The sequence below is a fragment of the Vicinamibacterales bacterium genome (assembly GCA_036504215.1).
Taxonomy (GTDB): Bacteria; Acidobacteriota; Vicinamibacteria; order Vicinamibacterales; family Fen-181; genus FEN-299.
In genome coordinates, this window is record DASXVO010000057.1 from 39,824 (window position 1) to 63,388 (window position 23,565).

The following is a 23,565-nucleotide window of genomic DNA, read 5'->3' on the forward strand; positions in this document are numbered from 1 at the left end:
CAGGCTGGGCGCGTTTCCAGGGCCATGCGCAGATCCGTCTACGCCGACACACTGCCTTGACACCGACAAACGCTTATCGCTACGGTACGCGCGGCGTTTCAGGCTGCTCCACTCGGCGTTCCCCAGCGAGGACTCTTCATGCCGCGACTGACCGAACAGGAACAACAAGAGATCATCCGGTTCATCGACGCCGACAAGGCCCTGCCGGACAAGTACCGCTTTCTGCTGTTTGCGGACAAGCGGGAGGTGGAACTGGTCTGGAACGGCAAGACCAGCGAGGTCTGCAACATCGTACTGCCCTTCCAGGTCATCGAGCAGGTGGACGAGCCGCGAGCCGAAACACCCAAAGAGACGGCGCTCGAACCCAGCCTCTTCGATCTCGACGCGAGGGGTCGCCAGCTTAAGGGGTGGACGAACAAGCTGATTTGGGGCGACAACAAGCTGATTCTCTCGTCGCTCAAGAACGGCCCTCTCCGCGAGGAGATCGAGAAGCAGGGTGGCCTGACACTGATTTACATCGACCCCCCGTTCGACGTAGGCGCGGACTTTTCGATGGACATCGAGATCGGCGGCGACACCTTCACCAAGAAGCCCAATATCCTCGAAGAGATCGCCTACCGCGACACGTGGGGCAAAGGTGCTGACTCCTTCATCGCCATGATCTACGAGCGGCTGATCCTCATGCGCGATCTCCTCGCTGAGGACGCCAGCATCTATGTGCATTGTGACTGGCGGATGAACAGCATGCTTCGTTTGGCCATGAATGAAGTGTTTGGCTCAGGCCAGTTCCGCAATGAGATTACCTGGCAGCGAACAGGGGCGCACAATGATGCCGGTAGATTCGGTGTCGTGCATGACACATTGCTGATGTACTCGCTAACTGCGAAGAACATATTCAATCCAGTGTTCGTTCCGCACTCGGAAGAACATCTCGATACACGATTCAATCAAGTAGATGAAGCCACCGGCAAGCGGTTTTTCGCTGGACCAATAACAGCACCGGGAGGAGGACCAGAGAGACTCTTTAGAGGCACACCTGTGAAGCCGCCTGCCGGAAGACATTGGAGTTATTCGCAGGAGAACATCGACGATCTGGAGAAGCGGAACCTGATCTATTTCTCAAACACAGGAACGCCCTACCTAAAACAGTTCATGGACGACTACGTAGAGCAAGGGCGAAGAGTTCAATCAGTCTGGACGGACATGTTGCCTAGCAAGACCGGCGCTGAACTTGTCGGTTACCCGACGCAGAAGCCCGAAGCCCTGCTCGAACGGGTCATCACGGCCTCGTCCAACAAAGGTGACATGGTGGCCGACTTCTTCTGCGGCTCAGGGACCACGGCGGTGGTGGCGGAGAAGCTGGGACGGAAGTGGATCGCCGCTGACTTGGGCAAGTTCGCCATCCACGCTACGCGCAAGCGGATGATCGGCGTGCAACGCCAGTTGAAGGCTGACGGCGAGGACTACCGGGCCTTTGAAATCCTGAACCTCGGAAAGTACGAGCGGCAGCACTACATCGGGATCAACCCCAACCTGCGCGAGGTTCAGCAGCAAGAACAACTGGCAGCTAAGGAGGCAGCGTTCCTCGATCTGATCTTGCGGGCCTACCGGGCGGAGAAGACGGAGGGCTTCGCCTGCTTCCACGGGAAGAAAGCAGGGCGGCTGGTCGCAGTGGGGCCGGTGAATATGCCGGTGACGCGGCTCTTCGTCGAGGAGGTCATCCTCGAATGCCGGAAGAAACACATCACCAGAGTGGACATCCTGGGCTTCGAGTTCGAGATGGGGCTGTTCCCTAACGTGCTGGACGAGGCGCGGGCCAAGGGCATCGACATCGCGCCCAAGTACATCCCCGCCGAGGTGTTCGACAAGCGGGCGGTCGAGAAGAATCAGGTCGTGTTCCACGATGTTGCCTATATCGAGGTCAAGCCGCATGTGCAGAACGGGAAGAAGGGCGAGCCATCTGCCGTTGCCGTTGAACTGACCGACTTTTCCGTCTTCTACTCGCAGGACTCCATCGCCAACGCCGAGGCCGAGATCAAGAACAAGGGCAGCCGGATCGTAGTGGAGAAGGGCCAGATCGTGAAGGTGAGCAAGGACAAGAGCGGGATCGTCACCCGCGAACTGCTTACCAAACACTGGACGGATTGGATCGACTACTGGGCCGTGGACTTCAACTTCGAGAGCAAGCGTGAGATCGTCCGGGTGAAGAACGAAGAGAGCGGCGAATGGGAAGAACGCTGGACCGGGGACTACATCTTCGAGAACGAGTGGCAGTCGTTCCGCACGCGGAAGGATCGGACGCTGGAACTGAAGAGCGTCTTCCATGAGTGCCTGCCAGGACGCCGCAAGGTCGCGGTCAAGGTGGTTGACATCTTCGGCAACGACACCATGACCATCGTCGAGGTGAGCGTCGGGACAACTGGAGTGAAGGCGTAATGGCCCTACATAAGGACTTCCCGCAATCCCCGCACGCGATTCTCGATCCAGGCATCCGCTGGTTCCCCGCCGATGAAGCCTTGCGGGAGAGCAGCATGGAGAAGCTCATGCCGCCGCTGGTGGCGATGCTGCGCCGCAAGGTCAAGGAGTTCCGGGACAGTGGGTATCTGGGTGCGAGCGACACCAGTCGGAGCCTGCTCAACTGGTGGTTCAACACGTCGCACCTGGTGCCCAGGGCCGACGGGACCGTGGCACAGTTTCAGTACTTCTTCGCCCAGCGCGAGGCCCTGGAGACGCTCATCTACCTTTACGACGTGGTAGGAGTGAAGGACAAGCACGACCTGATGCGGTTCGACGCCACGGGCCTTGTATCTGGGGGCATGTTCGACGAGACGTGGCGGCGCTTCGTGATTAAGATGGCGACGGGCAGCGGCAAAACCAAGGTCTTGAGTCTGGCGCTGGCGTGGAGTTTCTATCACAAGCTGTACGAACCGGACTCGGAACTGGCACGCAACTTTCTGGTCATTACGCCCAATATCATCGTGCTGGACCGGATTTACAGGGACTTCCAGGGCCTGCGTATCTTCTTTGACGATCCGGTACTGCCGGATAACGGGTTCGATGGGCGCAACTGGCGGGACGATTTTCAACTGACGCTGCACCTGCAAGACGAGGTGCGCATCACGCGAGCTACCGGCAACATCTTCCTGACCAACATCCACCGCGTGTACTCCGGCGACGAGATCCCGCCTTCGCCCGACGACGAGAACGCGATGGACTATTTTCTCGGCAAGCGGCCCACGGGTGCGACCACGGATTCTAAGGTGGACCTGGGGATGATCGTCCGTGACATTGACGAGTTGATGGTGTTGAACGACGAGGCACACCACATCCACGATCCGCGCATGGCGTGGTTCAAGTCCATTGAAGACATCCACAACCGTCTGAAACAAAAGGGGGCGGCGCTGTCGATGCAGGTGGATACGACGGCCACGCCCAAACACAACAACGGGGCGATCTTCGTGCAGACCGTGGCCGATTACCCGCTGGTGGAGGCCATCTCGCAGAACGTCGTGAAACACCCCGTCCTGCCGGACGCGCCGAGCCGTGCGAAGTTGAGCGAGCGACAGAGCGCGAAGTACACCGAGAGATACGCCGACTACATCCATCTGGGCGTCATCGAATGGCGCAAGGCGTACGCCGAACACGAGAAGATGGGCAAGAAGGCGATCCTCTTCGTGATGACCGACGACACGCGCAACTGCGACGACGTGGCGGAGTACCTGGAGGGGCACTACCAGGACTTGAAGGACGCCGTACTCGTCATCCACACCAAGAACAACGGCGACATTTCCGAAGCCGCTTCGGGCAAGGACAAAGACGAACTTGAAAGGCTGCGCAAGCAGGCCAACGACATCGACGGCACAGACAGCCCGTACAAGGCCATCATCTCCGTGATGATGCTCAAGGAAGGCTGGGACGTTCGAAACGTCACCACTATCGTCGGCTTGCGAGCGTACTCAGCGCCAGCCAACATCCTTCCCGAGCAAACGCTGGGCCGGGGATTGAGGAAGATGTATCCGGGCGGCGTGGAGGAGTACGTCAGTGTGGTCGGCACAAACGCCTTCATGGAATTCGTGGAATCCATTCAGGCCGAAGGTGTGGTGCTGGAGCGAAAGCCGATGGGCGAAGGAACAGGGCCGAAAACTCCGCTGGTCGTCGAGGTTGACAACGAGAACGAGAAGAAGGACATCGCCGCGCTGGACATCGAAATCCCGGTGCTCACGCCTCGCGTCTACCGGGAATACAAGAGCCTCAGCGATCTGGACATTACGGCGATGGCGCATCAGCGCGTGCTGTACTTGCAGTTCAGCGAGGCAGAACAGCGGGAGATCGTCTTCAAGGACATCACCACCGGCGAGATCACGCACACGACAATCCTCGACACCGCAGGCGTAGCCGACTACCGGAGCGTGATCGGCTACTTCGTGCAGATAATCATGAAGGATCTGCGCCTGGTCAGTGGCTATGACGTGCTGTACGGCAAGGTCAAGGCGTTCGTGCAGGTGGAGCTATTCGACCGGACGGTGGACCTGGAAGACCCCAACACCCTGCGCAACCTGTCGGAACTGGCTGCGACTCGGACGCTGATTGAAACGTTCAAGAAGGCGATCAACGCACTGACCGTCCGAGACAAGGGAGACGCCGAGATCCGGGACACGATCAAGCTGCGCCAGACCCGGCCTTTTGTGGCGCAGGATCAAGGCTACCTGGTCCCGAAGAAGAGCGTCTTCAACCGCATCATCGGCGACAGCCGCCTGGAGCTTCAGTTTGCAGCGTTCCTGGAGGATTGCAGCGATTTGGTGTCCTACGCGAAGAACTACCTGGCCGTGCATTTTAAGCTGGACTATGTGAACGCCGACGGCGGCATCTCCAACTACTACCCGGATTTCTTGGTGAAGCTGTCAGACCGCGAAGTGTTCATCGTCGAGACGAAGGGCCTGGCGGACCTGGACGTGCCCCTGAAGATGCGCCGACTGCGGCAGTGGTGTGAAGACGTGAACCGCGTGCAGACGGCTGTGACGTATGACTTCGTGTACGTGGACCAGGAGGGCTTCGAGCAGCACCGGCCCACGTCGTTCAGGAGCGTGGTTGCCGGTTTTCGGGATTACAAGGAGTAGGGACGACAATGGGGCCGGTGGCCAGGTTGACTCGGTAGGCTGCGTCGATAGTCGCGGACGGGCGCTGGCAAGATCGCTGGCCGGACACACAGGAGGTCACGGATGACGGTAGCCGCCCTTGTCCTGGATTACATCAAGGCTCTACTTTCGCCACAGGTCGTGGCTGGCGTGGTTGCCCTCGCCTTCGTCTTACGGTTTGGAGATGACATTCGAGGGCTGATGCGGCGGGTCGCGTCGATCAGGTTGCCTGGAGGTACCGAACTCTCGACTCCTCAACTTGGGCGCACGACAGACGACAAATCAGCCTCCAAGGAACCACCGGCTCTTACGGCAGGGGCAGCGCCCACGATTCCTGAAGGCCTACATCTCACGCCTGAGCAAGCAACGGCTGTGACTGAAGCATTCAGGGCAGAGCGGGCACGAGCGTATCTGTGGGAATACCGTTACCTAAACTACTTCCTGGTGGCCAACACACAGCGGGTGCTTGACTGGCTCGCTGGACTCCCGGAGCGCACGAGCTACGAGATGTACGATTCCTGGTGGCTACCTGTCATCCCGAATCCTAGCGAAAGACAGGCCATTATCAACGCACTCCAGGCTCACTACCTGGTCATGGTGCAGGACGGCAACCACCTGCTCGAAGTAACCCCGAAGGGCCGCGAGTACCTCACGTGGCGCGGTCCCATCGCGGTTCCGACAATGACAGGATGAACCAGCGAGCGTCCGCAGGAACAGGAACGGCAACCCATTCACGCCCTGTGCCGCCAGGTCGAGTAACAACATGGATCAGACCACTTCGATTCTCTCGCTGACTGTCGCGTTGCTCGCCGTAATCGCAGGGCCATTCGTCTCGTGGGTGATCACGCGGCGGACTCTCGCGTCATCCGAGCGGGTCGCTGTCCGGCAGGTGATCGCACCGATGCGGCAGGCGTGGATCAACGACCTACGAGCGCGGCTCGCTGAGTTGAGCGCGACCACCCAGCATTACTTTGTCGCTGGCTACGAGGACAGAACGGATAAGGAATACCGTCGCGTGGCGCAGTTGGAACAGGAGATTGTTCTGATGTTGAATCCGCTCGAAGCGGAGCATCAGGCCCTCCAGCAGACGATCCGAGAGTTGGTGTCCTCTCTGGAACGGGGAAAAGGGGCCGACGACAGCTTCATCGCCGCTCATGGTCGGACGACGGAACTCGGCAGGACCATTCTCAAGACCGAGTGGAATCGCGTGAAGACAGGTACGTAAGCGCGTCTGACCGCTGGTCTGGGCTGTCCCTACCCTTTGGCCGATCCTCACCATTTTTCGGCGGGGGTAGGGCACCTTCCGTCCAACCCTCGTTTTTTGGTCCGGGGGTGGGGGGTGGGTGTCGCTGCGGCGCAACTGCCCCTGATTCCTGGCGACCCGTCCCATGTCAACCTCGCCCGTAGCCGGAAGACCTGTTGCCGGTGACGATCAGCGGCTAATTGTCGTCGTCTCGGCTGTCGCGTCAATCGACGGTTACGGACACGCTTACGACGACAATCACAGGGAATCCCGCGCCTCCCTCCTTCGGACTCTCGGCTGAATCTGGCTCAGAATCAGCGTCACTACTGAACTTACATTCGAGAGGACTATGCCATGGCTCTTCCCCGCGTCCCTAGCGTTCGCCGACGCCTTCCGCTCCGAAATCCCGGCTTGTCCGGGTCTAATTTCCGTATAATCCGACCTTGTTTCGGCCACGGTAGCCGAAAATGCCACGCATATGGCGTAACAGCGAGCGCATCGTAGTTTCGCTGGATTCGTGGTCGTCGAAGTCCGATGGAGCCGATGCTATGTCGCCACAACACCGAGTCACGGTGACGCTCAGCGAACGCCAGATGGGGTTCCTGCGTACGATCAAGGAGCGTGATGGTATCTCAGAGCCTGAGCAATTTATGGAGGCACTCCGCCTCTGGTGCGAGTCGCACGATTACGGAGACGACCGTACAGAGGACCAAGAGGACTTGATGCGAGAGGCCGAGAGGATCGCCAGGCGGGCCAGGAACGCTCGGTCCAAGGAAACCAAGTCACGGTCCAAATGAACGATCCGTGTTCCGCGATCAAAGGCGGCCTGCGGTCACGGATCATCGGCACTGACGCAGCATCCGTACGAACGCATGATCCGCAGACCCTGACCTCCGGGTCACCGGAAGCGTATGATTCGGCTCGTAGCTGAATTGTTGGCCATTAAACGCTCGGGGGCATCTGATGCGCATTGCAAAGGACGGCCATACCATCGCATCGATTGAGGACTGGCACCGATACGCCCCTCCGAAGCGCAACATCCATTGGGCTGAAGGGCACAGCGCGTTCGAGTTGGCACGGGCCTGGTGCGGCACCGGCACAGCGGCCATGCCCGACGACTTACGCGCCCTCTTCGATTCAAGGGACAATACACGCGGCCTCTCGGTTGATCTGGTGACGCCTGAGCATCGGATCGTGTTCGACGCGCACGGCGGTGAACCTCGGAACGCCGACCTCGCATTCGTCGGACGCACGGCGACGACGACTGTCGCTGTCACCATCGAGGCGAAGGCCGACGAGCCGTTCGGCGCAACCGTCGCGCAGACGATGACGGATGCGCTTGAGCGGCTGATCACAACTCCCGCCAGCCACGGCGTGATGCGCGTTGCGGATCTCGTGCAAGCGATCTTGCCGGTTCGAGGGAAGGACCAGCCGAAGGTAGGCGACCTGCGCTATCAACTACTGACGGCGGTGGCCGGTTCTCTCGCGTATGCCCGCGAGAATCAGGCGGACCTCGCGGTGCTGATCATCCACCAGTTCGTCACGAGCAAGACACGGGACACGAAGCACGCCAAGAACGAACAGGACTACCGGGCGTTCGTGAATCGGCTGACCGGCGTTCTTCCCGAAGCACACGACACGACGCCAAGGCTCGGGTTGTTTGCTGTCCCCGGCGCTCCCCTGTTCGCCAGTGGTAGCCGTCTGTTGATCGGAAAGATCGTCACCAATTGCCGTCCAGCGCCCACCACCACGCCCTCGCACTAACCGAGTCTGCAATATGACGCCAAGACACCGCATATCGTTGACCGTCGGGTACGACGTGGAGATGCTGCTCCGCAAAGTCCGCAAACGAGACGGCATCGCGGAGGCTGAGCAGATCGGGCGCGGACTCCGCCTCTGGCTTGGGTCAAACTCGAACGGCGTCGGAATCGACGAACAGATCACCACGCGGAACGCGGCGACACACCGGATCATTGTGACCGTCGGCAGAGCCACGGAAGTTCTGCTGCGCGAGATCCGAGAGCGCGACGGCATCTCGGAGGCTGCTCAGGTCAATCGCGGACTCCAGCTCTGGTTTGACTCGCAGGGTTTCGGAATCGACGTTCAGAAAGCCCTTCGGAACGCAGCCAGGCTCAAGGCCAGGGCCGAGAAGCTGGAGGAGGAGTACGGTCCCATTGTGCTCGTTCAGCGCGAACGGAAAGAATGATCGGATATACGATGGCGGCTCGACCTTCAGCCGCATCATCCGCAGCAGAGTATCGTCGGTCGTCTCGGATTCCCGGAAGCCGCCGTTTCAAGCGTGACCCGCACACTGGAGGACGCCCTTGGCAGGCAACCACCTTGAGTCGCTAGTCGCTGAGTGGTACGAGTTCCGTGGGTACTTCGTCCGCCGGAACGTCCAGGTCGGCAAGCGGGCCAGCGGAGGCCACGAGTGCGAGTTGGACATCGTGGCGTTTCACCCCGAGCAGCGGTCGCTGGTGCATGTGGAACCGTCGCTTGATGGGGATAGCTGGGCGAAACGCGAACTCCGCTACCAGAAGAAGTTCGACGCGGGACGCCGACACATTCCCGACCTGTTCCCCGGCATGGCGATTCCGAAGCACATCGAGCAGATCGCGCTGTTCGTGTACGGGGGCGGCGAGAGCCGGACGCAGTTGGCCGGTGGACGGGTGATGTTCATAAGGGACTTCATGGCCGAGGTCCACGCGGGCATTTCGCACCGCAAGATTGCCAGCGCGGCCATCCCGGAGGAGTTCCCGCATCTGCGAACGCTTCAGTTCGCGGCACAGTACTGGAGCATCGGCAAGAAGACCGCCTAGGCCTCCCGCAGGCGACGGCAGACGCCGATAGCAGGCACCGTCTTAACGGAGCTTCAGGCATCATCCTGAACTGGTGTCGAATCCAAGGTCATGAGAACTCCGACAGTCCGGCACCGGACACACCGTCTCGCGGTGATTCCTCCTTCCGCCACCGTTACTCCGATGTCGGCATCGGCACCCTTGTCGGATACTGAGGCGCGGGCGATTGCCGAGGCTATCATGCTGCGGTTCGCGCACTACGCCAGACAGTACGACACCAAGAAGTACTGGCCGGAGGTCTACAAGCGCGTTCGGCGCGAGTTCCGCCAGCCGAACCGTGTGGCTTCTGGTACGCTACGTGAGGCGCTGCTCTGGAAGTACGGGCACCTCGGCAAACGCGACATCCCGCCAGCCCACAAGCGACTGATCGAACAACTCCAGCGCGGCTGGCCTGCTGCCTCCGCCGGGCTTCCTGGCGTGCCAGAAGATGCATTCGTTGTGCTGGATCGAGCCTTCGGGGGCAGAACGCGGTTCATCACGATGGCGTTCCTGCTCCACCTACTGCACCCTCGCGGCGTGCCGATCATCGACCAACACAACTTCCGGGCGGTCAATGCGCTGATGGCGAGCGTTAGGCCAGACTGGCGCGGAAAGAAGAAGCCCTCGGCGTACGGGGACATCATGTTCATCGCGGCATTCATGAGGGCGGTTCTCGTCGCGTGGGGCCGGTTGGACCCCGGCTCGGTTCCGACTGACCGGGAACTGGACAAGTTCTTCATGATGTACGGAAAGGCCATCAAGTAGCGTCGCCGGTGCGCTCAGCCACGGAAGGCCGCCCCTTCCACCACGAGTCGCCACTTCTGAGCCGTTTGGCGGAAATGTCCGTGGCCGAAAGTGTCCGTGGTGAAACGATGACAGCCCAGAGCAGTGACGACCAACCGGCGCGTCCAGCGGAGGCCGCTGCCGCCACAGACGCGGGGGCCGCAGAGGCTGACCGCTTCTTTAGGCTCTTGCGCCAGAAGACGGAGGCGTTTGTTGCCAGCGGTTTTCGGGAAGGGCACGCCCGAAGGCTGGCGGACCTGGAACTGCGGATCGCCCGGTGGCCGTCCGCATGGGGCGACGACTTAGTGGTCTTGATCTACGGAGACTTCAGTGCGCCACCGACGGAGTTGGACTTCCCTGACCTCGGCATCACGATTGAGCCGGAGCAAGTCACTACCAGCGACATTCGGACCGCGATGTGTGTTCTGAAGGCCCGCGTGAAGATCCCGGAGAAATCGGTCAAAGCGTTGGTGGACGCCGCAGCGCGGATCAGTACGCTCCTTGGAGCGCTAGCGGTGCTGAATTGGGGGAACTGCGGATTCGGCTGGTGGTCGCACTTGACCCACGGCCCAGACGGTGGGGTGATGCCGAAGCTGGAGCCGGATCGGGTCAAGAACGTGGTCGAAGCGCTTCGGAAGTTGCCGTTGCCCGTCGCACGGAAGCTCCAGTCGGCGCTCTATTGGATTCGTGAACCGCGCCAGCTATTGATGGAAGGATACCGGAGCGATGCTCTTCGCGTATACGCAGGGTACTGGAACGCCTTCGAGTGCCTTGTAGAGGCTGTGTGCCTTCTCCGTCCTCAGCCCACACTGGGGAAGGCCGAGAAACAGGCAGGCATCGATGCGTTCGTCGCGGTAAGGAAAGGCAAGCTCGACGCCGCTGCGATTTCAGAATGCTACAAACAGTTCGTCGATGCGGGGTTCGTCGCCAAGGCGAGCCACGCGCTCCGGGTCTGCTTCCCCGAACGGGCGGATCAGTATATCGTGGAATGCTTCCGCATGAAGCCGGAGCAGGACCGGCTGTACAACATCCGAAACGCCATAAACCACGGCGATGTCGATGCGGACGACCCTAACGAACTGCTGCGGGTAGAGGACCGGCATAGCAGGTTGTGGATGATCGTATTCGGAATGCTCGGGTTGATTATCCCGATTGACCGTCCGCGTGATGAACGGTAGCCAAATGGCGCATGGCTGACCGCAGCGTCGTCACTTCCAATCGTAAGAGCACTCACGGGTGAGGCTCGGGGACTTCATCGAAGACGACTAGCGACACCCGACGATTTGCAACGAGCTTCCATCCCACTGGCGACGGAAACGCGCCAGCGGCATCGTCGTCGGTCGCCGGTGCGTGCGCGGGTTCTGGGAATCGAGAAACGACACGGTGTCAGCCGATACATCGATGACGACGATCCAGTGACCGCGTGTGCCCCACCGCCACACGTTGCTCCCCATCCCCACTATGACAGGCGCTCGCCGGAGACGACGCTCCAGGATCGTCCAGGTGTTGCGCGACTTGCTGTTGGTGGTTCGGTAACGGATGGCCTGTCGTCGGAGGTAGCCGGTCACGTCGTCGAGTGTGACACCCTCTGGTCTTCGACGGCCCGACTCGGAGTTGAGGACGTAGACGCCGAGTGCCTTGCGGAGATCACCATAGGACGGCACCCGCTTTCGGCGGATGTGGAATTTCAAGAGCATCATGGTGGCCGCCACGCCGCAGGAGACGTGGGGGAAGGCGTACGTGCGTTGACTGACGAACGGCACCTGGTGCATGCGTACAATCTCCTTGATCGACGTTGAACATCGCTGACGCTGGCCACGGTTAGCCCGCTTGTCTCGCCTGGAACGGCACCACGGTTGCGCCTTTGGTCGCCTTCAGGATGTGTTGCAACTGTCGGCCCCATGCGGTCAGCGCCTTGCGCTTCTCAGCGTCATAAGAGTGGCGGTCGTAGACAGCCGTGACGCCTTGCTCGACGTGGTTGAGCACTTTCGAGAGGACGAGGCGTGGTGTACCGGTGCTGGTCATTCGGCTTGCGGCAGTGCGCCGCAGGTCGTGCGGGCGGAAGTCAACGCCGCATGATTCCCGGATTCGCTTCGTGGCCTTTCTGGTCCAGGCCAGCGACTTTCCCTCGTGCCAGCGGGACGGGAAGACCCACTCGCTCGGCTCCTTCGCATCCAGGTGCTTCTTTGCGCGTCCTTCGTTGATTTCGGGCAGTCGCTCTGCCTGCCAATCCCTCAAGTCCTTCAGGATCGTCACGGCTTGAGGATTCAGCGGCACGCGGTGAGATAGCCCGTTCTTGGCGCGTTCAGCAGGGATGGTCCACCAACCCGCGTCGAGATCGACATCTGCCCAGCGCATGCTCAACACTTCGCCTCCCCGCTGGGCGGTCAGGAATCGGAGCTTGAATAACGCTCGGACGGAAGGCTCCTCGGCGTCGAACGCCGTCCACACCTGGCGTATTTCTTCGTCGTTCAGCACGCGCTCACGAGGGCGTTCCTTCCCGCCCGGAGGCTTCACCTGGTGGCACGGGTTGTGTTCAAGCCACTCGCGCTCGATGGCGAAGTTGAACATCTTGCGGATCAACGCCAGCACGCGGTTGGCGTGGACGTGCGCACCTCGGTCGTATACGGCCTCGACGACGGCGCGGACGTGGCTCCGGGTGATTTCGGATGGCGCGGAGTGCTTCCACCCTGGCAGCAGGTCGCGGTCGATGATCCGCTGGTCTTCCTTCCACGTCTTCTTCTTCGGGATCGCATGCCGCTTCATGTACTCGTCGCACAGGTCGGCGAAGGTCTTGGCGTGGTCGTTGGCGTATTTCTCTGCCGCTGGATCACGACCATCGGCGATGGCTATACGTGCCTGCTCCGCACGCGCATTGGCTTCAGCGAGCTTCATTTCCGGGTACGAACCGAACGTGATTCGGTGTGTCCGAAGGCGGAAGCGATACTGGTAGACCCACGACTTCTGGCCGGACCACGAAACGCGCAGTCCGAACCTCTTGCAGCCCTTCTTCCAGTAATCAACCTTGGCCGGGCGCGGTGGAATGGGAAGGTGCTTCAGGGTGAGGTCAATGAACTCGATGATCGGCATGAATCGACTCCCTTCTGTCGGGAAGAGCGCGGGGAGAGCGTTTCAAAGGAACTGGGCGAACAATCTAGCGACATGATAACACGACAAATGTCGTGTTATCTATATGTCTTTGAAGGACTTACGTGTGTCTTTGCGTTCCAGGCGGTTTCAGGCGGTAGTGTCAAAAATATGACTCTTAATCTGCGGGTTCACGGTTCGATTCCGTGGCGGCTCACCATTTAACTCATTCCATGACAGGCACTTACAGGATCGGCTAATTTCTGCCGATCGGCCGTTTTGTCTCCGGGGTAACACCGGGGTAACAGAACGACGAAACTCGCGGGGCTGGCCGTGAGCCTCCGGTGGAGGGGCTCGGAGACATCGGCACTCCGTAACAACCTCCAGAATTCGTTCCGGGGCTACCACCGATCACGGTGGAAGTCCGCCGTCATCATGCGCGGCGCCATCTTCTCGCCGTCGAGCAGCCGGGCCACAAACCGGAGACGCTCATCCATGACGTGACACTCGTTCCACGGCATGCCCCCTCCCTTGCGAAAAGGGCCAAAGTGTCACCCTTGTCTCCGGAATGAACTGTTACCTTTCTCTCAGGTAGCTCAAACAACTCACTGAACCGTACCGAGTTCGTCGGAGAGCCCGTTCGTCGAGAGGATGGACTCTGTGGCACGACCGAGTCGGTACTCCCCCGAGGTGCGAGGGCGCGCGGTACGGTCGGTCCGGGAGCATGCCCGGAGCATCCGTCGCAGGGGGCGGCGATCCGGTCCGTGGCCGAGAAGTTGGGCTGTCGAGACGAGACGCTGCGCCGGTGGGTCCGCCAGGCCGAGCGGAATGCGGGCGAGCGAGATCTTGCGCAACGCGTCGGCGTATTCTGCCCAGGCGGAGCTCGACCGCCGCGCGAAATGATGGTCGCGTTCATCGACGACCATCGGGGCCACGACGGGGTCGAGCCGATCTCCGCGGTGCTGCCGATCGCCCCCTCGACGTACTTTCGTCATCACGCGCCGGCAGGCCGACCCGGCGCGCCGGTCGGCCCGAGCCCAGCGCGATGACGCACTGCGCGGCGCGATTCAGCGGGTCTGGAACGCGCACTATCAGGTGTACGGGCCGCGGAAGGTCTGGAAGCCATGGCGACGGGAGGGCAGATGCTCGGACCGACGGTCCGGATCCCGCTCGTCGTCGTCGCGGACGCGCCGGTGAGACGGCTGCACGAAATCAGAGCAGGGAGGCCCGCAACGAGGAACTGATCCCGGCGAGCCCCGCCTCCAACTCCGGCACCGTGGGCCAACCGAACCCTAGCCGAAAGTGCCTTCGGGATTGCTCGAACCAATGGCCGGGGCCGACGTAAGTCCCGAAGTCGTCGCTCAGGACCCGGTAGAACGTGTCCAGGTCGACCGGTGCGTTCGGGCTGATCCGTGGAAAACACACGGCGCCGCCCCTGGGTGGCACCCATTCGAGCAACTCCTCCCGTGCCATCCACGCGCGCGTGATGCCGAACGCCTCGGCGATTCGCCGGGAAATCTCGGGCAACCAGGCGCCGCGCTGCCTGAGCACCTCGAACGCGATGGCCTCGTCGACCACGCTGCCGCAAATCCCGATCTGCTCCTTTGCCGCGAGGAACGTCTCCATGAGATGCGGGTCGCGGCAGAGGAGCCAGCCGGCCCGGATTCCGGGAACGCCGTACGTCTTCGACAGGGACGACACGCTGATCGCCCGGGTGCTGAGCGTGGCGGCACACGGCAACGGACCGTCGAACGTCATCTCCCGATAGGTCTCGTCCACGAGGAGCCGGCAGTCCGCCGCATCGACCATGTCGACGAGGCGGCGAAGATCCCGTTCGGGCATGACTTGCCCGGTTGGATTGTGCGGCACCGTCACGCTCACGTACCGGGTGCGCGGAGTCAGCGAGGCGCGGATGGCATCGAGGGGAACGGCGTACTCTTCGTCGAACGAGAGGTCGAGGTAGCTGATGTCGGCCTCGATCGCTCGCGGGGTGAAGATGTTGGTCGCGTAGTTGGGACGCACGACGACGACGTGGTCCCCTTTCTCGAGCAAGGTCGTGGCGATGATGAACAACGCCTGAGCCGCGCCACCGGTCACCAGCACGGCGTCCGCCGCGACACCACTGGTTTCGGCGATCAGGTCGACGAGCCCGCGGTGACCTCGGTGCTCGCCATAGAGGAGGACCAGGTCGTCCAGCGCAACGCGCAAGTCGCCGAGGGAGCGGTCCCGCACTGAACTCTCCGCCAGATTGTAGCGGATGCTGAGATAGCCTCGTTCCTCGGGCGATTCGACCTCGATCGGCATGCGGACGTACTTCACCGGGCCCTCCTTGGAACCGATACAACAGCCCCTCCGACACGCGCGCGATCTAGAATTGTACTCCGTTAGCGTGTAATACAAACAGAGGTCTCTCCATGACACTGGGCTCCAGCACCCCCGAGCAGATCGTCCACCGCATCGTGGACGTCCTTCGTCAGCGCCGGACGCCGGCGGGCGAACACTTGACCGAGGCGGCGTTCGCGGCCGACCTGGGCCTGTCGCGGTCGCCGATCCGTCGCGCGTTCGCGCGCCTTCGCGACCGCCAACTCCTGGTCAGGAAGCGGAACCGGGGGTACTTCCTCGCCGTCAACGGCGACGCCATCGACGAGCGACGCCTGGCTCTCGCGTCCGATCCCCTCGAGGACCTGTACCTGCGGGTGGCCGAGGACCTGCTCAGCGAGCGCATCCCCGAGGAATTCTACGAGGCCACCCTCTTGCGCGACTACGACGTCACTCGGGGACAATTGCTGAAACTGCTGGCGCGCATGGCGAACGAGGGTCTCGTCGTCCGGAAGCCCGGACATGGCTGGAAGGTGGTCCCGGTCCTGAGGGACGCCGAAGCGCACAACCAGAGCTACCGCTTTCGCATGGCCATCGAACCCGCCGCCCTTCTCGAGCCCACCTACCGCGTGGACAGAACGGCGTTCGACGAGGTTCGCGAGACCCAACGCCGCATGGTCGCGGGCGACGTCTTCAGGCTCGAGCGACCGAGGCTGTTCCAGATCGGGGCTGAGTTTCATGAAGCGATCGTCCGCTGGTCGGGGAATCGCTTCTTCCTCGAAGCGATGCAACGCCAGAACCAACTGCGCCGGCTCCTCGAATACCGTTCGAAGGGCGACCGAGACCTGACGCTCGCCCAGTGCCGAGAGCACCTGAGACTGCTCGACCTCATCGATCAAGGCCGGCAACGGGAGGCGGCCGACTTTCTTCGGCGTCACCTGGACGCCGTGCGGCGCAGGAAGACGCGGCACCGGCGGTCGAGTCGGCGCGCCGGCGGACGCCCGGCGGGCGCGGGACAGGGTTCCGTCTGATTGTATTTCTTCGTTGTATAGTACAATCTACCTGCGATAGGCTGATCGCCGACTGAGACCGCCCCTCGTCGGCCACCGGGCCGCGAAGGGTCTCGACCCGATCGACCCAAGAAGGCGACATGGCCCGACCCAGTGAAACAGCTCGTGTCGTGGGAGCGCAGGCGGGCGCGGCGGAGGACCGCGCCGCGAGCGATCGCGCCTTCAGGAAGGTCATCGTTCGCTTCTTGCCGACGATGATCCTCGCGTCCATCGTCGCCTACATCGATCGCACGAATATCGGCTTCGCGGCCCTGACCATGAATCAGGACCTCGGGCTGTCGCCGCTGGCGTTCGGCTGGGGAGCCGGCGTCCTCTTCTTCGGGTATTGCGTCTTCGAAGTTCCCAGCAACGCGTTGCTCTACCGCGTAGGCGCCCGCCGCTGGCTGACACGCATCATGATCAGCTGGGGGCTCGTGACCGCAGCCACGGCGCTCGTCGTGGGGCCCAGGAGTTTCTACGCGGCGCGCTTCCTGCTGGGTGTCGCCGAGGCGGGGTTCACGCCCGGTGCCATGTTCTTCTTGACCGGCTGGGTCCCCTCGCATTACCGGGGCCGGCTGATGTCCTGGTACTACCTGTCGGTGCCCGTGGCCTCCCTCATCAGCGGGCCCGTGTCGAGCCTCGTCTTGCAGTTGGACGGGGTGCTGGGCCTGGCCGGGTGGAAATGGCTGTTCATCGCGGAGGGAGTGCCCGCGCTCGTCATTGGACTCGTACTGCGGCGCCTGCTCACGGAACGGCCACAGGACGCCGGGTGGCTCACCCCCGCAGAGCGCGACATCATCATTCGCTCGATGGCCGCGGAGCGGCGTGAACGGCCCGTCAGGAATCTCTGGGCGGCCATGGCCGACGCCCGCGTGCTCCTGCTCGCCTCGATTCAGTTCTGTTTCACAGTCGGCTCGTACGCTGTCGCAATCTGGCTGCCGCTCATTCTCAAGGGCCACGCCCTCTCGAACAGCGCGATCGGACTCGTCGCGGCCATTCCGTACCTGTTCGGGTGCGTAGGCACCATCGTGTGGGCGCAGCGCGTTGACCGCACGGGTCGTCGGATCGGACACCTGGCCGCCGCATGCCTGGTGGGTGCCGCCGGCCTGCTCGTTTCCGTACAGTTCTCTTCCCTGACCCCGTCGATGGTCGGGCTCTCGATCGCCCTTGTGGGTATCACGTCCGCGCGGGGCATCTTCTGGTCGATTCCTCCGCGATTCCTCACGGGCCTTGGCGCGGCCGGTGGTTTGGCGTTCATCAACTCCATCGGCACGCTCGGCGGGTTCTTCGGGCCCGTCATCATGGGATGGCTGAAGGCGAGCACTGGCTCGTTCACCGCGGGACTTGCCGTGATGGCAGGGCTCATGGCGGTGGCGAGTGCGCTGACCCTTGGCATGCATCTGGTCATTCGACAGGAATGAGCGCCCAATGCGGAGCGCGTCGCGCCACGCGAGGAGCAGAACGATGACAGCGGTTCGAGAGTCCTATCTGGACCAACTGGACGTGAACGGGGAGCCGTACGATTTCGTCGCGCTCTGCAAGTTGCCCGGCCTCGACCACGTCGAATGCCTTCCCTACTCCGTGAGGCTCCTGCTCGAGAACGTCGCCCGGTGCTCTCCAGGGCATCTCCCGCTGGTTGTTCAACGGGCGATGCACGGCGGCCCCAGCTGCGAGGTTCCTTTCCATCCCAATCGCTTGATGCTGCACGACACGACCTGCCTGCCCGCGCTGGTCGATCTGGCTGGCGTGCGTGACGTCGTGGCGCGACTGGGCGGGGATCCTGCTGCTGTCAACCCGACCATCCCGTGCGTCCTGACGGTGGACCACTCGGTCGTCGTCGAGTGTCACGGCTATCCGCGTGCAGCCGACGACAACCTCGCCATCGACTTCCGCCGCAACGCCGAACGCTATCGACTCATCAAGTGGGCCGAGCAGAGTCTCGATGCGTTTCGCGTCGTCCCGCCGGGCACCGGGATCATCCACCAAGTGAACATGGAGGCGATTGGCCAGGTCGTGGTGCAGGCCACGGATGCCTCCGGCCGGCCCATGCTGCATCCTGACAACATGGTGGCCACCGACAGCCATACGCCGATGATCAATGCCCTCGGCATTCTCGGCTGGGGGGTGGGCGGACTCGAGGGCCAGGCGGCGATGATGGGCGAGCCCGTCTCCATCCCCTTTCCCGAGGTCGTGGGGATTCGGGTGGTGAATGCGCTGGGAAGCGGAATCACAGCGACCGACCTCGCTCTGCATCTCACGGAGCTGTTGCGGGCGCATGGAGTGGTCGGGAAGTTCGTCGAGTTCTGCGGTTCCGGTCTCGAGACGCTCGGCTGGGGGGACCGCGCCACCGTGGCGAATATGGCGCCGGAGTACGGAGCCACCGTGGTGTTCTTCCCGTTCGACCGGACCACCCTCGATTACCTGCACCTGACGGGCCGAACCGCGGCCCAGTGCGAACGTGTCGCCGCGTACATGACGGCACAGGGACTCTGGCGACACAGCGATTCTGCGGAACCTCGCTTCAATTCGGTGATCGACCTCGACCTCTCGGCCGTCCGCCGGTGCGTCGCTGGCCCCAGCCAGCCGCATCAGCGCCGAGACCTCTCGGCCGTGGCTCAATCGTTCAAGGACGAGATGCTCAGCGACATCGGGGGCAACCTCGCCGCTCGTACCTTCACGTGTGCCGAGTTCGGAGAGCCTGTCCGACATGGGGCGGTGGTCATCGCCGCGATCACGAGTTGCACCAACACGGCGAATCCGCGCGTGATGATCCAGGCCGGCCTGCTCGCACGGCGCGCACGTCGGTACGGCCTCCGACCCAAGCCCTGGGTGAAGACCTCCATGTCGCTCGGTTCCCGCGTTGTCGCTGACTACCTGCGGAACAGCGGGCTGTACGCGGATCTGGCTGCCCTCGGCTTCGATCTCACGGGGTTCGGCTGCATGACGTGCATCGGCAACTCGGGGCCGCTCGAACCGCATGCTGAAGCGTTCTGCAAGGATGGACTTCGCGGCGTCGCCCTGTTGTCCGGAAACCGCAATTTCGAAGGGCGGGTGAATTCCAGTGTCGGGGCCGCTTACCTCGCTTCGCCCGCCCTGGTCGTGGCGTACGCGCTTGCCGGAACCGTCGACCTCGACGTCGAGCAGGGGGTTCTCGGCATCACCGACTCCGGCAGACAGGTGCGGTTGGACGATTTGATGCCGGGCGACGAGGAGATCGAGGCGGCCGTTCGCGAGCACGTGACGCCGGCGATCTTCCGGAATCGGGCCGAGACGCTGTGGGAGGGCACTCCCCATTGGCAGGGGTTCAGCGCCGAGCGCAGTATCCGATGGCCCTGGGATGTTCGCTCGACCTACATCCAGCCGCCGGCGTACCTCGCGACGATTGCGCGCATGCCCCCCGCATCGCTGGCGATTCGAGGCGCGCGCATTCTCCTCGTCCTCGGTGACAACGTCACGACCGACCATATCTCGCCCGCCGGAACGATTCCGCCAGACAGCCCTGCAGGCCGGTACCTGCTCGCACGCGGCGAACCCGTCGCGGACCTCAACCAGTACTCAACTCGTCGCAGCAATCATGAAGTCATGCTCCGTGGAGCCTTCACGAACCGCGGCGCCGTCAATCGAATGCCAGGAACGGAGCGCCAAGGACGCGGCGCGCTGGCGTACACGGCCGACCGCACGGCGGTGGTGCCAGTGTACGACGCCGCGGCCACCTACTCCGCCGCGGCCATCCCGCTCGTCGTCATCGCGGGGCGCAACTACGGCGTCGGCTCGAGCCGTGACTGGGCGGCGAAGGTCCAGGCCTTGCTGGGCGTAAAGGCGGTGATCGCGCGCAGCTACGAGCGCATCCATCGCAGCAATCTGATTGGCATGGGCGTCTTCCCGCTGGAGTTCGGGTCCGGCGATGACCGAGAGCAGTACGGCTTCACCGGGCAGGAGGTCCTTGACTTCGAGGGGCTCGACTCCATCGACGTCGGACTGAATCGTGTCCTGCTACGGGGAGCGGGCGCGCCGATTCCGCTGACGTTGCGCGTCGATTCCAGGCAGGAACTCCGCTACCTGCGAAACGGCGGCGTGCTGCCCTACGTCGTTCGAAGGGTCGTGGCCGCACAGGATGTGCAGGCGACCGGCGCAGATGCCCGAGACTCGCGCTCGGGCGGGAGGTGAGGACGATGCTGGCTCTCCCTGACACCGCAGTCGGCAACTCGTGCGCGCCAGTGTTCGCGCCGTCCGCTCTGGACAGGCATGAACGTCGTACTTTCCTGCAGGGGCTCGTGGCCTGTGCCAGCTACGCGGCGTTCCCAGGACCGCCCGTGGCCAGCGCGGCGTCCGGCCGCGCACCAGCCCCAGGCCCCGTTCCCACGCAGCAGCAGCAGGCAACCGCCTTCTTCGTGTACACCGGGTGTCGCACGACCCGCGAACGAAACGCACGCGGCGACGGAATCAACGTGTACCGCATGGAGCCAGCGTCGGGGCGATGGACTCACGTGCAACTGTGCCGCGACCTGGTGAACCCGTCTTTCCTGGCTCTGGATCGCAGTCGGCGGTTCCTCTACACGGTTCATGGGGACGGCACCGAGATGAGCAGCTTCCGGATCGACGAGCGGACCGGTGAACTCAGCCCCATCAACCGTCGATCGACCCACGGGAAGAACCCAGTCCACTTGTCGTTCGACCCGACCAACCGCTTCGTGGTTGTCGCGAACCACATCAGCTCTTCGGTCGCCGTTCTCGGCGTCAATCCGGTTGACGGCGCGATCGGCGATCTGGTCGATCTCGTGACGCTCGAAGGGAAGATCGGCCCTCATCGGATCGAACAGCCGTTCGCGAAGCCGCACCAAGTCGCGTTCGACGCGTCGGGCCGCTTCATCGTCGTGCCGGACAAAGGGCTCGATGGATTGTTCGTCTTTCGGTTCGACGGCGCGACAGGGAAGTTGACCGCGGCCGACACACCCTTCGTCTCCGCGCGCGAGACGTCCGGGCCGCGTCACTTCGTGTACCATCCGACGCGGCCCTACGCGTACGCCATCAACGAACTGGACTCCACGATGACGGGGTACCGCTACGATGGCGAGAAGGGCCGGCTGACGCCATTTCAGATCGTTTCGACGTTGCCCGATACATGCACCGGCAACAGTCGTGCGTCCGAGCTGGCAGTGTCACCGGACGGCCGTTTCGTCTATGGGTCGAACCGCGGTCACGACTCCCTCGTCGTGTTCACCGCCGACCGAGAGTCGGGAAGGTTGTCACCCGTCGAGTGGATACCTTCCGGTGGCAGGACTCCGCGCTTCTTTGCCCTCGACCCGACCGGAGCCTACCTGTACGCAGCCAACGAAGACAGTGACACCATCGTGACGTTCAGTCGGAATGAGGCAACAGGCCGGCTCACGCCCGTCGGCGACGTGATGCAGACCGGGAGCCCGGTCTGCATCCTCTTCCGGCCGACGCGCTGACGACAAGGCCGGCGGCTCCTGTGGAGCCTCCACCTGCGGCAGCCCTGCCGCGGTGAGAAGAGCGGGGAGAGCTACTTGCGGACCAAGTCGGCGATCGTGATCTCCTCTTCCGTCCGCTTGCCTTCCTTGTTCTGCGAGGCCTTCATCCACTCCGGGTTGTTGGCCAGTGCAGCACGCACCTTGTTCTTGACCAGTTCGCGCTGCGCCAATCCCTCGATGTCGCGGTATTCGAGCACTGCCAGCGCGTCCCACGGCTTGCCCGCGGGATGGTGACTCAGGTAGACCGTATACGCTGACAGTACCCTCTCCTTCATCCAGCCGTCGTACTGCGGAAGCACGTAAGCTTCGGCGTAGGCCTTGTACTCTCCGACGCTCGAATACTGGTAGGGGATGACGAAGTACACCGCCTTGGCCGGCGTGCGGTCCGGGGCCTCCTTGTGCCAGATATCATCGGCCAGGTACGTGCCGGTCGGCGATGCGAGAGCGAGGCCGGTGGCGGACAGTCCTCCGGGTGCGTTCCGGTCGATCTCCTTCCACCGCGCCATATCCGCGTAGTGCGCGAAATCGAGCACCAGCATGGCATCCCACGTGTTGGAGCCGGAGAATGAACTAACGAAGACTCGGTAATCCTTGAAGATTCCGTCGGCCTTCCAACGATCGAACTGCGGCAGGCCCTCGCGCTCCAAGTACTGCAGGAAGGCGGGCCGCTTCGCGGCGGGCGACGAGTACGTGACGAGCACGCTGGCAGCCCCGGTGCCGCGCTCCTGAGCGACAGCCAAGGGGGCCAGCGACAGCGCGCAACTCACCAATGCCACACGTTTCAGAATCGTCTTGATCATGTCACCTCCCCCGGCGGCTACCAGCCGATCGCGTACACCATGTTGCGCGGGTCTGCGCCAGCCGTCAGGAAGTTGGTGCGGCCATTGAACATGACACCGTTGACCCGGCCCTCGTCCTCGACGACCGATTCGATCTCGTAACCTGTCGCGCGGAGACGGTCCATCGTCTCCTTCGGAATCCGGTTCTCGACCTGCAGTTTCGGCTTGAGCGCGCTGCCGGTCTCCTGGTAATCGCCGAAGATGATCCGCGGCTTGGTGATGGCGGTCTGGATGTCCATGTCGAAATCGACGATGTTCACGATGACCTGGGCCATGCGTTGCCAGATCCCGTCCGAACCGGGCGTCCCGATCGCCATGAACGGCTTCCCATCCTTCAACGCAATGATTGGCGACTGGTTCGAGCGCGGTCGCTTGCCGGGTTCCATCCGGGACGGGCTGTCGGGCTCCATGTGCAGGTGCCGCATCTGATTGGAGAACAGGACGCCGGTCCCTTCTGCCACGATGCCCGATCCGAACCACGCTCCGAGTGTCTGCGTGAGGGAGACCATGTTGCCTTCGGCGTCGACGACCGTCAGGTGCGTCGTGTTCTCACGCTTCTTCTGGCCGGCGAGCGGCAGGTCGCCGGACCGCACCACCGGAATCGTCTTGTTGAGGTCGATCAACCCGCGGCGTTCCGCCGCGTACTCCTTCGACAGCAGGCGGTCGACCGGCACGGTGACGAAGTCCGGATCGCCAACGTACCGGTTCCGATCCGCGGCCGCGAGGCGGATCACTTCACCAACGAGGTGCAGATACTCGGGAGTGTTGTGCCCCATCGACT

The 23,565-nt window shown here is 62.6% G+C and carries 18 protein-coding genes, 1 pseudogene and 1 other annotated feature; of the genes and pseudogenes, 14 read left to right on the plus strand and 5 right to left on the minus strand.

From position 1 onward, the window contains the following. Window positions 1-138: 138 nt before the first annotated feature. The 9 genes from VGK32_17010 to VGK32_17050 all read left to right on the plus strand — a co-directional run bounded on the left by VGK32_17010 (window position 139) and on the right by VGK32_17050 (window position 11,176). The gene (locus VGK32_17010; GenBank protein ID HEY3383470.1) at window positions 139-2,436 is read left to right on the plus strand and encodes a site-specific DNA-methyltransferase; all 2,298 of its coding nucleotides are present in this window, start codon (window positions 139-141) and stop codon (window positions 2,434-2,436) included. Further along, window positions 2,436-5,117: a DEAD/DEAH box helicase family protein gene (locus VGK32_17015; GenBank protein ID HEY3383471.1), complete on the plus strand. Its 2,682-nt coding sequence runs from the start codon at window positions 2,436-2,438 to the stop codon at window positions 5,115-5,117. The genes VGK32_17010 and VGK32_17015 overlap by 1 nt, the downstream gene beginning before the upstream one ends. Before the next feature lie 102 nt (window positions 5,118-5,219). Then, on the plus strand, window positions 5,220-5,828 hold the full coding sequence (locus tag VGK32_17020; GenBank protein HEY3383472.1) for a hypothetical protein: 609 nt from the start codon (window positions 5,220-5,222) through the stop codon (window positions 5,826-5,828). A gap of 70 nt (window positions 5,829-5,898) precedes the next feature. Continuing rightward, entirely contained in the window at window positions 5,899-6,360 is a 462-nt protein-coding gene (locus tag VGK32_17025; GenBank protein ID HEY3383473.1) for a hypothetical protein, read from the plus strand. 981 nt (window positions 6,361-7,341) lie between these two features. Further along, complete coding sequence (locus VGK32_17030) at window positions 7,342-8,142, plus strand: hypothetical protein (GenBank protein HEY3383474.1); 801 nt, start codon at window positions 7,342-7,344, stop codon at window positions 8,140-8,142. 37 nt (window positions 8,143-8,179) lie between these two features. Continuing rightward, window positions 8,180-8,584, plus strand: coding sequence for a hypothetical protein (locus VGK32_17035; GenBank protein ID HEY3383475.1), 405 nt, complete (start codon window positions 8,180-8,182; stop codon window positions 8,582-8,584). A gap of 118 nt (window positions 8,585-8,702) precedes the next feature. Next, a complete protein-coding gene (locus VGK32_17040; protein ID HEY3383476.1) occupies window positions 8,703-9,197 on the plus strand; it encodes a hypothetical protein in 495 nt (164 codons plus the stop codon). A gap of 219 nt (window positions 9,198-9,416) precedes the next feature. Next, window positions 9,417-9,980, plus strand: a complete 564-nt coding sequence (locus VGK32_17045) for a hypothetical protein (GenBank protein ID HEY3383477.1) — start codon at window positions 9,417-9,419, stop codon at window positions 9,978-9,980. A 107-nt stretch (window positions 9,981-10,087) separates the two neighbouring features. Then, a complete protein-coding gene (locus VGK32_17050; GenBank protein HEY3383478.1) occupies window positions 10,088-11,176 on the plus strand; it encodes a hypothetical protein in 1,089 nt (362 codons plus the stop codon). Between the two features lie 87 nt (window positions 11,177-11,263). On the opposite strand, the gene VGK32_17055 is transcribed toward VGK32_17050, so the two are convergent. After that, window positions 11,264-11,770, minus strand: coding sequence for a hypothetical protein (locus tag VGK32_17055; GenBank protein ID HEY3383479.1), 507 nt, complete (start codon window positions 11,768-11,770; stop codon window positions 11,264-11,266). A gap of 49 nt (window positions 11,771-11,819) precedes the next feature. Next, on the minus strand, window positions 11,820-13,088 hold the full coding sequence (locus tag VGK32_17060) for a tyrosine-type recombinase/integrase (GenBank protein ID HEY3383480.1): 1,269 nt from the start codon (window positions 13,086-13,088) through the stop codon (window positions 11,820-11,822). Window positions 13,089-13,736: 648 nt separating this feature from the next. Between VGK32_17060 and VGK32_17065 the strand changes: the two are divergent. After that, window positions 13,737-14,225: pseudogene (locus VGK32_17065) on the plus strand (transposase). Next, window positions 13,946-14,062 (plus strand) — a sequence feature (AL1L pseudoknot). It overlaps the preceding pseudogene by 117 nt. A gap of 72 nt (window positions 14,226-14,297) precedes the next feature. On the opposite strand, the gene VGK32_17070 reads toward VGK32_17065, so the two are convergent. Then, window positions 14,298-15,404, minus strand: coding sequence for a pyridoxal phosphate-dependent aminotransferase (locus tag VGK32_17070; GenBank protein HEY3383481.1), 1,107 nt, complete (start codon window positions 15,402-15,404; stop codon window positions 14,298-14,300). Window positions 15,405-15,499: 95 nt separating this feature from the next. Here VGK32_17070 and VGK32_17075 point away from each other — a divergent pair, with 95 nt between their 5' ends. From VGK32_17075 to VGK32_17090, 4 genes are all read left to right on the plus strand, one after another. Further along, window positions 15,500-16,435, plus strand: a complete 936-nt coding sequence (locus tag VGK32_17075) for a GntR family transcriptional regulator (protein HEY3383482.1) — start codon at window positions 15,500-15,502, stop codon at window positions 16,433-16,435. Window positions 16,436-16,554: 119 nt separating this feature from the next. Next, window positions 16,555-17,874, plus strand: coding sequence for an MFS transporter (locus VGK32_17080; protein ID HEY3383483.1), 1,320 nt, complete (start codon window positions 16,555-16,557; stop codon window positions 17,872-17,874). Between the two features lie 43 nt (window positions 17,875-17,917). Next, window positions 17,918-20,620, plus strand: a complete 2,703-nt coding sequence (acnA, locus tag VGK32_17085) for an aconitate hydratase AcnA (protein HEY3383484.1) — start codon at window positions 17,918-17,920, stop codon at window positions 20,618-20,620. Between the two features lie 5 nt (window positions 20,621-20,625). Then, window positions 20,626-21,906 carry a lactonase family protein gene (locus tag VGK32_17090; GenBank protein HEY3383485.1) on the plus strand — a complete coding sequence of 427 codons (1,281 nt, stop codon included), beginning with the start codon at window positions 20,626-20,628 and terminating at the stop codon, window positions 21,904-21,906. A 71-nt stretch (window positions 21,907-21,977) separates the two neighbouring features. Here VGK32_17090 and VGK32_17095 read toward each other — a convergent pair whose 3' ends face one another. Beyond that, window positions 21,978-22,745, minus strand: a complete 768-nt coding sequence (locus tag VGK32_17095; protein HEY3383486.1) for a hypothetical protein — start codon at window positions 22,743-22,745, stop codon at window positions 21,978-21,980. A 17-nt stretch (window positions 22,746-22,762) separates the two neighbouring features. Beyond that, window positions 22,763-23,565 (minus strand): gamma-glutamyltransferase (locus VGK32_17100; GenBank protein ID HEY3383487.1); only part of this gene is annotated, 803 nt, incomplete at its 5' end.

Bases quoted from the DNA above. Each gene is read 5' to 3' on its own strand.
- VGK32_17010 (HEY3383470.1), top strand. From the start codon at position 139: ATGCCGCGACTGACCGAACAGGAACAACAAGAGATCATCCGGTTCATC.
- VGK32_17015 (HEY3383471.1), top strand. From the start codon at position 2,436: ATGGCCCTACATAAGGACTTCCCGCAATCCCCGCACGCGATTCTCGAT.
- VGK32_17020 (HEY3383472.1), top strand. From the start codon at position 5,220: ATGACGGTAGCCGCCCTTGTCCTGGATTACATCAAGGCTCTACTTTCG.
- VGK32_17025 (HEY3383473.1), top strand. From the start codon at position 5,899: ATGGATCAGACCACTTCGATTCTCTCGCTGACTGTCGCGTTGCTCGCC.
- VGK32_17030 (HEY3383474.1), top strand. From the start codon at position 7,342: ATGCGCATTGCAAAGGACGGCCATACCATCGCATCGATTGAGGACTGG.
- VGK32_17045 (HEY3383477.1), top strand. From the start codon at position 9,417: ATGCTGCGGTTCGCGCACTACGCCAGACAGTACGACACCAAGAAGTAC.
- VGK32_17050 (HEY3383478.1), top strand. From the start codon at position 10,088: ATGACAGCCCAGAGCAGTGACGACCAACCGGCGCGTCCAGCGGAGGCC.
- VGK32_17055 (HEY3383479.1), bottom strand. From the start codon at position 11,770: ATGCACCAGGTGCCGTTCGTCAGTCAACGCACGTACGCCTTCCCCCAC.
- VGK32_17060 (HEY3383480.1), bottom strand. From the start codon at position 13,088: ATGCCGATCATCGAGTTCATTGACCTCACCCTGAAGCACCTTCCCATT.
- VGK32_17075 (HEY3383482.1), top strand. From the start codon at position 15,500: ATGACACTGGGCTCCAGCACCCCCGAGCAGATCGTCCACCGCATCGTG.
- VGK32_17080 (HEY3383483.1), top strand. From the start codon at position 16,555: ATGGCCCGACCCAGTGAAACAGCTCGTGTCGTGGGAGCGCAGGCGGGC.
- acnA (HEY3383484.1), top strand. From the start codon at position 17,918: ATGACAGCGGTTCGAGAGTCCTATCTGGACCAACTGGACGTGAACGGG.
- VGK32_17090 (HEY3383485.1), top strand. From the start codon at position 20,626: ATGCTGGCTCTCCCTGACACCGCAGTCGGCAACTCGTGCGCGCCAGTG.
- VGK32_17095 (HEY3383486.1), bottom strand. From the start codon at position 22,745: ATGATCAAGACGATTCTGAAACGTGTGGCATTGGTGAGTTGCGCGCTG.